Genomic DNA, 9800 nt, shown 5'->3' on the forward strand with positions numbered 1-9800 from the left:
GTCGCAACCATGCAAAAAGCAACGGCAAATCCGTTGCTTTTTTTGGAGATAAGGGACTATTGTACCAGACTCTTTTTATATTTACGTTTTAACTAATGAACCTATTCTCTACTGAATCCATTCACCATTAGAATTTACTCGATAACCATCTATTGTTGTATTAACAGCTAGCTTACCTGACGAATATGAATAGTACCACTTACCAGACACCTTATACCAGCCCGTTTTCATTGCACCTGAGCTATCAAGATAATACCAAGAACCATTTTCTTTTAACCAACCTGTCTGCATTTCACCTGATGGTTTCAAATAATACCAACTAGAGCCATCTTTTAACCATCCCGTTGTTTTAGTACCATTTGATTTGAAATGATACCAACTACCGTTCACCTTCTTCCAACCAACAGTAGAAGCAGTATTTGATGTATTATTTGAAACTGTATTTGAATTATTCCTGTTTCCTGATTGATTTTGTGACGAAGTAGATTCTTCTAACTGAACATAACGGCGATTCCCACTATAAGAAATATAACTCAACCACTTGTAGCCATCTTTTTCAATCACCTGATCGTAGTGAACACTGTCTCCAGGTTTATAATAGGTAAGCGTATCCGCATTCACTGAAGGTTGATTTTTGACAGCAGCTTTTGCCTTAAAATAATGAGTTCCTCTCGTTGAGTACGTAGGCTGAACCGTCACAGTTTGATTGTTGGATACATTCTTAGAACTATTTGTCAGAGGCTTTGAATGATTTGTCGAATGATTAGAACTACTTGATACATCTTTAAAATGGATAAAACCTGTCATCGTGTTTGCTTTTACTACTCGTTTATTATAAGCCCCTGTATAACCATAATTATATTCTTCAATCTCAATCATGTCTCCCATCACATTTGAAACCCAAGCAACATGGCCATAGCCCCCCTCTGTAGACCAAGCAATAGAACCAATTGCTGGTATATTATCGACACGATAGCCTTCACGACGAGCACGGTAACCCCATTCCTTCGCATTCCCATAAGCTCCTGGTAGCTCAAAACCATTGACCCCACTCAAACGAAAAGCAGCAAATGAAGTACACTGACGAGAATACAACCTCCACTTATCTATACTCTGACTCCCATTTTTATAATAAGCAGGATAATCATCCCCACGAGCAAGAGACACATTGGCATACACACTATCTCCAGCTGATAACATCATCCCTACTACTAAAAAAGGAACAACCTTTTTAACTGACTTTCTAATAGAAAATCCTGCTTCTGATACTTTAAATGGTGAATTTTTCATTCTTCCTCCTTGAAAAATAGTATAAATCGAAGATAACCTTCACATAAACTATTCGGAGAAAAAAATAAAAAGTGAGAAAAATTTCTCACTTTAGTCAAGATAATGAATCAAATTCTTTTCTGTAAGGATATCTGAGTAAGTGAAAGATTCAACGTAAACATTAGCCTGTTTATCTCCTTCAACATCCCCAAATTCAACGATAAATAGGGATGGATAAACCTCAATTAACTTACCCAACCTATTTTTTTGTCGCTTACGACCATTTTCCAATGTCATTTCAACGACTTGTCCTTCATGTGCCTTGATTTCTTCTTTGATTTTTTTCATCTTAGCGACATCTGTAAATGCATCTGACATTTTATGCCTCCCTCTTTGAGATACTTGAAAATTTATTGTATTCTTTTTGGAAAATTAATTCCACTGTTCCTCGAGCTCCACTACGATTTTTCTCGATAATGACTTCAATCTTGTTATTTGGAACTTTTTCCTCTCCTTCACCACCGCGTTCATAGTAATCATCACGGTATAAAAAGGCTACGATATCAGCATCTTGCTCGATAGATCCAGATTCACGAATATCAGACAAAACTGGTCTCTTGTCTTGACGTTGCTCCACACCACGAGAAAGCTGACTAAGAGCTATTACTGGTACCTTTAGTTCTTTAGCAAGAATTTTCAACTGACGTGAAATTTCTGAAACCTCTTGCTGACGATTTTCTCGACCAGTTCCTGTAATGAGTTGGAGATAGTCAATCAAAATCAAGCCTAGATTGCCCGTCTCCTGAGCCAGTTTACGAGCCCGAGAACGAATCTCTGTAATCCGAATTCCCGGTGTATCATCTATGTAGATACTGGCGTTAGCTAGATTACCCTGAGCAATAGTATATTTTTGCCACTCCTCATCAGTCAATTGACCCGTACGGATAGAGTGCGACTCCACCAAACCTTCCGCTGCTAACATACGGTCTACCAAGCTTTCTGCACCCATTTCAAGCGAAAAGATAGCAACCGTTTTGTCCAACTTAGTCCCAATATTCTGAGCAATATTCAAGGCAAAGGCCGTCTTACCAACCGCTGGACGAGCAGCTAGGATAATCAACTCTTCCTCATGAAGTCCAGTCGTCATATGATCCAAGTCACGATATCCTGTTGCAATTCCTGTAATATCGGTCGTTTGTTGTGAACGAGCTTCAAGATTTCCAAAGTTGACATTCAACACATCTCGAATGTTCCTAAATCCACTTCTATTGGCATGTTCACTAACATCTATCAAGCCTTTTTCAGCCTGAGCAATGATTTCATCCGCAGGTTGCGAAGCCTCATAAGCTTGATTGACAGACTCTGTTAGCTTAGAAATTAGGCGACGTAGCGTAGCCTTTTCAGCAACAATCTTAGCATAATACTCAGCATTGGCAGACGTTGGAACTGAGTTAACAATCTCAACTAAATAGGATAAACCACCGATATTCTGAAGGTCTCCTTGATCATCCAGAATCGTGCGAACCGTTGTCGCATCTATGGCATCACCACGATCAGAAAGATCCACCATAGCCTGGAAAATCAAACGATGGGCATACTTAAAAAAGTCCCGAGACTCAATATATTCTCGTACAAAAACAAGCTTACTCTCGTCTATAAAGATAGCACCCAAAACAGATTGTTCAGCTAAGATATCTTGGGGCTGTACTCGTAACTCTTCTACTTCTGCCATTAGACTTCCCTTCCCTTTACACGATTGTCAAGAAGGACTAAACTTACCCTTCCTTCACTCGAAGATTGATAACACTTGTGATATCCTGATATATTTTCACAGGTACATCAATCAAACCAACTGCACGAATAGGTGCTTGCACTTGAATATGACGTTTGTCAATCTTGATGCCAAATTGCTTTTGCAGTTCTTCCGCAATCTTCTTGTTCGTAATCGAACCAAATGTACGACCATCTGGACCAACTTTTTCAACAAATTCCACGATAGTTTCTTCTGCTTCAAGTTGCGCCTTAATCGCTTTTGCTTCTGCAATCATCTCAGCATGAGCTTTTTCTTCAGATTTTTGTTTTCCACGAAGTTCACCCACCGCTTGAGCAGTCGCTTCCTTAGCTAGGTTCTTTTTGATCAGAAAGTTTTGTGCGTATCCTGTTGGAACTTCCTTGATTTCCCCTTTTTTCCCTTTTCCTTTAACATCTGCTAAAAAGATTACTTTCATTCTTCTTTCTCCTTCTGGTTTATTTCATTTAGTATAATTTCTGTCAGTTTTTTACCAGTTTCTGACAAGGTCATATCCTTAATCTGAGCGGCTGCCAAATTAAAGTGCCCTCCTCCACCAAGCTCTTCCATGATTCGTTGCACATTGATTTTACTACGACTTCGAGCAGAAATAGAGATAAATCCCTGTATGTTCTTAGCTAAAACAAAACTCGCTTCAATACCTGACATAGCAAGTAAAGCATCTGCAGCCTTACTAATTACCACTGTATCATAGCATTTTAAGTCCTTAGCTTCAGCAATTAATACCTCTGAGCCTAGCTTATGCCCCTCTAAAATAAGTTCATTGACTTCACGATACTCGTCGAAATCAGTCGCACCAATTTCTTGAATCGTGACACTGTCACTTCCTCTAGTTCTGAGATAGCTAGCCACGTCAAATGTTCGACTGGTAACCCTAGTCGTGAAATTTTTAGTATCTAGCATCATCCCACCCATGAGAACACTAGCCTGCATATGACTCAAACGATTTTTCTTAGAATTCTGAAACTGAATTAATTCTGTTACCAACTCACAAGCACTGCTGGCTCCACTCTCGATATAGGTAATAACAGCATTATCTGGAAAATCCTGATCACGTCTATGATGGTCAATAACGATAGTTTGTGTAAACAAATCATAAAATTCTTTTGATAAGGTCAAAGCTGTTTTAGAGTGATCTACCAAAATCAGTAAAGAACGCTTGGTCACCATCTCTATCGCATCCTTAACAGATAAGAGCTTGGTCACCCCCTCTTTTTTTAAGTGAATCACGGCACGTTCAATATCAGCTGACATATGATCTTGATCATAAACAGCATAACTATTTTCAGTAATATTACTTGCAAACAACTGCATCCCAACAGCTGAACCCAAGGCATCCATATCTAGATTTTTATGACCAACCACAAAAACCTGATCAACACTACGAATCTTATCAGAAATGGCTGTCATCATGGCTCTTGTTCGTGTACGTGTACGCTTGATTGAACCAGCAGAACCTCCACCAAAATAAATAGGATTTTTCGTATCATGATTTTCCTTAACGACTACCTGATCTCCACCACGAACTTCAGCCAAGTTCAAGTTGAGCAAGGCGACCTTCCCGATCTCATCATGATTGCCATCACCATAAGAAAAGCCCATACTTAGTGTCAAAGGCAACTGTCTTTGTTTTGCTTCTTCACGAAAAGCATTGATGACACTAAACTTATCACTCATCAAACTCTCGAGTACCGTATAGTCAGTAAATAAATAAAAACGATCCATACTCACTCGACGAGAAAACATAGCATATTTTCTAGCAAACTCCGACACAAAATTAGCAATAAAACTATTTATATTACTAATATCAGACTCAGAAGTTTCATCCTCTAAATCATCATAGTTATCAACAGACACGATCCCAATAACTGGTCGACTCGTTACCAACTCTACAGTTGCTTCATATTCTCCAGAAACATCAAAAAAGTAAAGAACTCCAGATGCTTTATCCATATGGACTACATAACGTGTCTCACCCAAGGTCGCATAAGAGCCTGGATTTCCTACAGAAGCCTTAATCACTGTCTGGATCAATTCTAGACTAATCTCCCCCTCTTCATTAGAGAGAATCAGCTCAGCATAGGGGTTCAACCACTCTACTTCACCACTAGATAAATCTAATTTAATGACCCCAACAGGCATTTGCTCTAACAAACTGGTCAAACTCTCTTCAGCTTTGTGATTAACATACTCAATCTCTTCGATTACACCCTCTTCATTCCTTTTTTCTTGTAATATAAATACATACAGATAAAAAAGAATAAATAAAAATAAGAGACTAATGATTAGAACATTACTTTTTGAAAAAATGATCAGACTTGTCAAAACTCCAAAACTTGCAATACCCAGTAAAATCACAAAAAACGGGGGTAAATAATTTTTTTTCATTCTAAACCTCTTGCGCATTATTATATCATAAAACCCTATAAAAAGCGACTTTTTTAGAAGAAGGATGCTTGACTAAAACGCAAGTATATTAAGGAATTGCTGATATAAACTAGACCCTCTTATTTTACTAAAAAATCCACTCTTCTAAAGATCAAAAAAGCATAAATGAAAAGCGATCAAACAACTCATTAGAAAGATTCATATGGAACAATTACATTTTATCACAAAACTACTCGATACCAAAGACCCAAATATCCAAATTATAGATGTCATCAATAGGGATATCCACAAAGAAATCATCGCTAAACTGGATTATGAGACTCCATCTTGTCCTGATTGCGGAAACCAAATGAAGAAATATGATTTTCAAAAACTGTCTAAGATTCCTTATCTTGAAACGACTGGTATGCCTACTAGAATTCTTCTTAAAAAGCGACGTTTTAAGTGCTATCACTGTTCAAAAATGATGGTCGCTGAGACTTCTATCGTCAAGAAAAATCACCAAATACCTCGCATCATCAAGCAAAAGATTGCTCAGAAGCTGATTAAAAAAACTTCTATAACCGATATTGCCCATCAGCTTTCCATCTCAACTTCAACTGTTATTCGTAAGCTCAATGATTTTCACTTTAAACATGATTTTTCTTGTCTTCCTGAGATTATGTCTTGGGATGAGTACGCTTTTACAAAGGGAAAGATAAAATTCATTGCGCAAGATTTTGAAAAACTCAATATCATCACTGTTCTTGAGGGAAGACCACAAGCAGTCATCCGGAATCACTTTCTGTGCTACGATAGAGCCGTTCGTTGTCAGGTGAAAATCATTACTATGGATATGTTTAGTCCCTACTATGACTTGGCTAAACAGCTTCGCTTTCGAATTTCTAGGCTCAGGCTGAAACAGTCTCCCAGACTGTTTCACTCCCGAATACTAAAATCGTTCTGGATTGTTTTCACCTTTCGTTATTATATTTCTAAACTCAGGCTAAAACAGTCCACTGGACTGTTTTACTCCAACACTTAAGCCGTTCTATAAGTCGAGTGCGTGTTCAAATCATGAATCAATTTGAACGAAAATCCCATGAATACAAGGCTGTCAAGCATTACTGGAAACTCATTCAACAGGATAGTCGTAAAGTCAGTGATAAGAGATTTTATCGCCCTACTTTTCACATGCACTTAACCAATAAAGAGATACTAGACAATCTTTTGAGCTATTCAGAAGACTTGAAACACCACTATCATCTCTATCAACTCTTGCTTTTTCACTTTCAGAATAAGGAACCTGACAAATTTTTAGAACTCATTGAGGACAATCTAAAACAGCTGCATCCTCTTTTTCAGACTGTCTTTAAAACCTTCCTCAAAGATAAAAAGAAAATCATCAACACCCTTCAATTATCTTATTTCAACGCAAAATTGGAAGCGACCAATAATCTCATCAAACTTATCAAGCGCAATACCTTTGGTTTTCGGAACCTTGAAAACTTCAAAAAACGGATTTACATCGCTCTGAACATCAAAAAAGAAAGGACGAAATGTGTCCTTTCTCGAGCTTAGCTTTTCTTCAACCCAATACAGTTGACAAAGAGCCATTTTCTTTATGTTTAGCTTATATAATCCATCCTATGTGACTGATTTTATTACTTAGATAGTGAGCTTAATGACTATTCACTATCTCGTTGGTGTGTAAGTTAATTTATCCTTGTGTTGTTTCAAAAACTCAGTCATTTCTGAGTCTGGAATTTGACGAAGATAGAGATTTGAACGAATCGTCTCATCTTCTTCACGACAAGTTGAAAGAACCAAATATTTATCTTTTGCAGATACTTTTACATTAGGTTTCTTAATTTGCGCATCATTATAAACAGCTGATAACTGGGTTTCAAAATCTTTATCATCATCAAAAGAAGTACGATAAAAGGCTGTCGTTTCTGGTACGATAATCATGGCGATAGCTTCATAATAGTACTTTCTCTCAGGTGTTTCAATTACTACATATGGATGTTTATCAAAAAACTCTTGCTTATCAAAGTAGTTGACATCGTTAAACATACGATGGTCCCCTACCTTACTACCACGTGCGTGACCAAATAACCAAGTTAAGCGATCGCTAAAATCCTTTTTGTTATCTGTATCCATAAAGACTGTACCCAAGTAAGGTTGATATCCACCGTCAAAAGTCTTATCTAGATAAGTCGCATTGTCAGTTGTTTGAACCACTGGCTCATCCAACTCTGTACCTGGAATATTGACATAAGCGACACTTTCCTTATTTATCGCTTTATACTTATCAAACCTCTCTTTAAGATACTTCTTTTCTTCTGCACTAACAGTATAGCTTTGTTTTTCAGCTTTTTGAGTAACTTTTACATCATTTTGTTTTTCAGTCGTAGGAGCTAAAAAGCTATTATATACAAAGAATCCTCCAACAACAATAACGACGAATGTAAGGATGGAAGCTATTATTTTACCAATGGGTGATTTCTTTCTCATAGAACTTCTACTCATCTTTTCCCCTCATAAATTATCAAAAAAATCACTGAAACGAAGTTTCAGTGATTAAGTACTTCATTAAATAAATGAATTATTTAGCTGCACTTGTTTTTGGAAGAGCTTTTTGACCTGCTGCTGCAGATTTAGCTGCTGGTTTAGGACCTTTTTCGCGAAGAACGCCATCTTTATCAACTACTGCGTTGTTAGCTTTACCAGTTTTAGCTTTTGAATCGTCAATTTTTTCTGAGTCTGCATCTTTAGCAAGATCTCCTGGTGTAGCTGCAACAGAAGTGTCAGTGTCAACTTCACCATCTTTATGGTTTGGACCAAAAATTGCTGAAGTTGCCTCAGCTGGAGCTGCTGGAGCTGCTGGTGCTGCTGCTGGTCCCTCAGCGAAAACTGGTGCTGCTGCTGCGAATACTGCAAGTGCAGCTACTGATGATAATAAAACTCTTTTCATAGTTTTATCTCCTTTTTTCTTTTAAAAATTTTTTCGTAAGGATATCTTACTACCTATAGTATATCACATTTATTAGAGTTGTCAACCATTTTTTAATTTTTTTTAGATTTTTTTAAAAGTTTTACCGCGCTCTATTTTAATATGACGATCAACACAAAAGACAGCTTTAGCAGTTCTGCTATTGTTACTAAAAAACCTGAGATAGATCCCAGGTTTGTCTATTAAATTCTTTGCTCGATACTGAAAAGTGGAGAAAGTGGGCGTTTTTCGTGGATACGGACGATGGCATCTCCCAATAAATGAGCGATTGAAATCTGCTCAATCTTATCAATCAAACGCTCTTCTGGTAGATAGATAGTATCTAAGACCACCAATTTCTTAATAGCTGATTTTTGGATATTGTCCATAGCAGGACCAGAAAGAACTGGGTGCGTACAGCTCGCATAGACTTCAACAGCACCAGCTTCTGCAAGGGCATCTGCAGCGTGACAAATCGTACCAGCAGTATCAATCATATCATCAATCAGGATACATGTCTTGCCTTCTACCTTACCGATGATGTTCATGACTTCACTAGTGTTCATCTTATCAACGCTACGACGTTTGTCGATAATAGCGATAGATGTTTTCAAAAATTCTGCTAGTTTGCGGGCACGAGTCACACCCCCATGATCTGGGCTAACAACCACATAGTCAGAACCAACCATGCCACGACGCTCAAAATAATCTGCAATCAGAGGAGCTCCCATCAAGTGATCCACAGGAATATCAAAGAATCCTTGAATCTGTGCAGCATGCAAGTCAATGGTCAATAAACGATCCACTCCAGCTACTTCAAGCATATTTGCCACAAGTTTAGAAGTGATTGGCTCACGCGCTCTCGCCTTTCTATCCTGACGTGCATACCCATAGTAAGGCATGACAACATTGACAGATTCTGCACTCGCACGCTTCAAAGCATCTACCATAATCAAAATTTCAAGCAGATTGTCATTTACAGGCGAACTAGTTGATTGTAGGATAAAGACGTGTTTCCCACGGATTGATTCCTCGATATTGACTTGAATCTCTCCATCTGAAAATTGGCGAACACTTGATTTCCCCAACTCGATCCCAATCTCCTGCGCCACACGTTTTGCCAATTCTTGATTAGAAGAAAGGGCAAACAGCTTTAAATCAGAAAAAGACATGATTTCCTCCGGTATATATGTATCGCTTGTGCTTTTCACAAGATTTTCCATTTACCATTGTAGCGCTTTTTGCACTATTTTTCAATAAAAAATAAAAGAAGGGCACCATATTTTGTACTGACCCCAAAAAGTTAGACAATTAATTTAAGCAAAGGATTTAGTTCTGTATTGTACAGGGCTAAGTCCT

General features: G+C 37.9%; 8 protein-coding genes and 1 pseudogene. 1 reads left to right on the plus strand and 8 read right to left on the minus strand.

Annotated features, from left to right (window positions below; all coding sequences use genetic code 11):
* Positions 1–108 precede the first annotated feature (108 nt).
* The 5 genes from QZ114_RS06020 to QZ114_RS06040 all read right to left on the minus strand — a co-directional run bounded on the left by QZ114_RS06020 (position 109) and on the right by QZ114_RS06040 (position 5467).
* On the minus strand, positions 109–1290 hold the full coding sequence (locus tag QZ114_RS06020) for an SH3 domain-containing protein (protein WP_295500916.1): 1182 nt from the start codon (positions 1288–1290) through the stop codon (positions 109–111).
* Between the two features lie 90 nt (positions 1291–1380).
* Positions 1381–1647 (minus strand): Veg family protein, encoded by a 267-nt coding sequence (locus QZ114_RS06025; RefSeq protein ID WP_001278163.1) that lies wholly within the window; start codon positions 1645–1647, stop codon positions 1381–1383.
* A 1-nt stretch (position 1648) separates the two neighbouring features.
* The gene (dnaB, locus tag QZ114_RS06030; protein WP_295500920.1) at positions 1649–3001 is read right to left on the minus strand and encodes a replicative DNA helicase; all 1353 of its coding nucleotides are present in this window, start codon (positions 2999–3001) and stop codon (positions 1649–1651) included.
* Positions 3002–3044: 43 nt separating this feature from the next.
* Positions 3045–3497 (minus strand): 50S ribosomal protein L9, encoded by a 453-nt coding sequence (gene rplI / locus QZ114_RS06035; RefSeq protein WP_000864213.1) that lies wholly within the window; start codon positions 3495–3497, stop codon positions 3045–3047.
* Entirely contained in the window at positions 3494–5467 is a 1974-nt protein-coding gene (locus tag QZ114_RS06040; RefSeq protein ID WP_295500923.1) for a DHH family phosphoesterase, read from the minus strand. Before QZ114_RS06040 ends, rplI begins: the two co-directional genes overlap by 4 nt.
* 202 nt (positions 5468–5669) lie before the next feature.
* Here QZ114_RS06040 and QZ114_RS06045 point away from each other — a divergent pair.
* A pseudogene (locus QZ114_RS06045) lies at positions 5670–7027 on the plus strand (ISL3 family transposase).
* A gap of 114 nt (positions 7028–7141) precedes the next feature.
* On the opposite strand, the gene srtB reads toward QZ114_RS06045, so the two are convergent.
* The 3 genes from srtB to QZ114_RS06060 form a co-directional block, all read right to left on the minus strand.
* The gene (srtB, locus tag QZ114_RS06050; RefSeq protein ID WP_295500926.1) at positions 7142–7978 is read right to left on the minus strand and encodes a class B sortase, LPKTxAVK-specific; all 837 of its coding nucleotides are present in this window, start codon (positions 7976–7978) and stop codon (positions 7142–7144) included.
* Between the two features lie 76 nt (positions 7979–8054).
* Positions 8055–8423, minus strand: coding sequence for an LPKTxAVK-anchored surface protein (locus QZ114_RS06055; RefSeq protein WP_295500929.1), 369 nt, complete (start codon positions 8421–8423; stop codon positions 8055–8057).
* A gap of 221 nt (positions 8424–8644) precedes the next feature.
* Positions 8645–9613 (minus strand): ribose-phosphate diphosphokinase, encoded by a 969-nt coding sequence (locus QZ114_RS06060; protein WP_295500932.1) that lies wholly within the window; start codon positions 9611–9613, stop codon positions 8645–8647.
* Positions 9614–9800 lie beyond the last annotated feature (187 nt).

This window comes from uncultured Streptococcus sp. (genome assembly GCF_901875575.1).
In the GTDB taxonomy this organism is placed as follows: Bacteria; Bacillota; Bacilli; order Lactobacillales; family Streptococcaceae; genus Streptococcus.

Excerpts from the sequence above, each read along its gene's own strand:
- QZ114_RS06020 (WP_295500916.1), bottom strand. The coding sequence starts at position 1,290 with ATGAAAAATTCACCATTTAAAGTATCAGAAGCAGGATTTTCTATTAGA.
- QZ114_RS06025 (WP_001278163.1), bottom strand. The coding sequence starts at position 1,647 with ATGTCAGATGCATTTACAGATGTCGCTAAGATGAAAAAAATCAAAGAA.
- dnaB (WP_295500920.1), bottom strand. The coding sequence starts at position 3,001 with ATGGCAGAAGTAGAAGAGTTACGAGTACAGCCCCAAGATATCTTAGCT.
- rplI (WP_000864213.1), bottom strand. The coding sequence starts at position 3,497 with ATGAAAGTAATCTTTTTAGCAGATGTTAAAGGAAAAGGGAAAAAAGGG.
- QZ114_RS06040 (WP_295500923.1), bottom strand. The coding sequence starts at position 5,467 with ATGAAAAAAAATTATTTACCCCCGTTTTTTGTGATTTTACTGGGTATT.
- srtB (WP_295500926.1), bottom strand. The coding sequence starts at position 7,978 with ATGAGTAGAAGTTCTATGAGAAAGAAATCACCCATTGGTAAAATAATA.
- QZ114_RS06055 (WP_295500929.1), bottom strand. The coding sequence starts at position 8,423 with ATGAAAAGAGTTTTATTATCATCAGTAGCTGCACTTGCAGTATTCGCA.
- QZ114_RS06060 (WP_295500932.1), bottom strand. The coding sequence starts at position 9,613 with ATGTCTTTTTCTGATTTAAAGCTGTTTGCCCTTTCTTCTAATCAAGAA.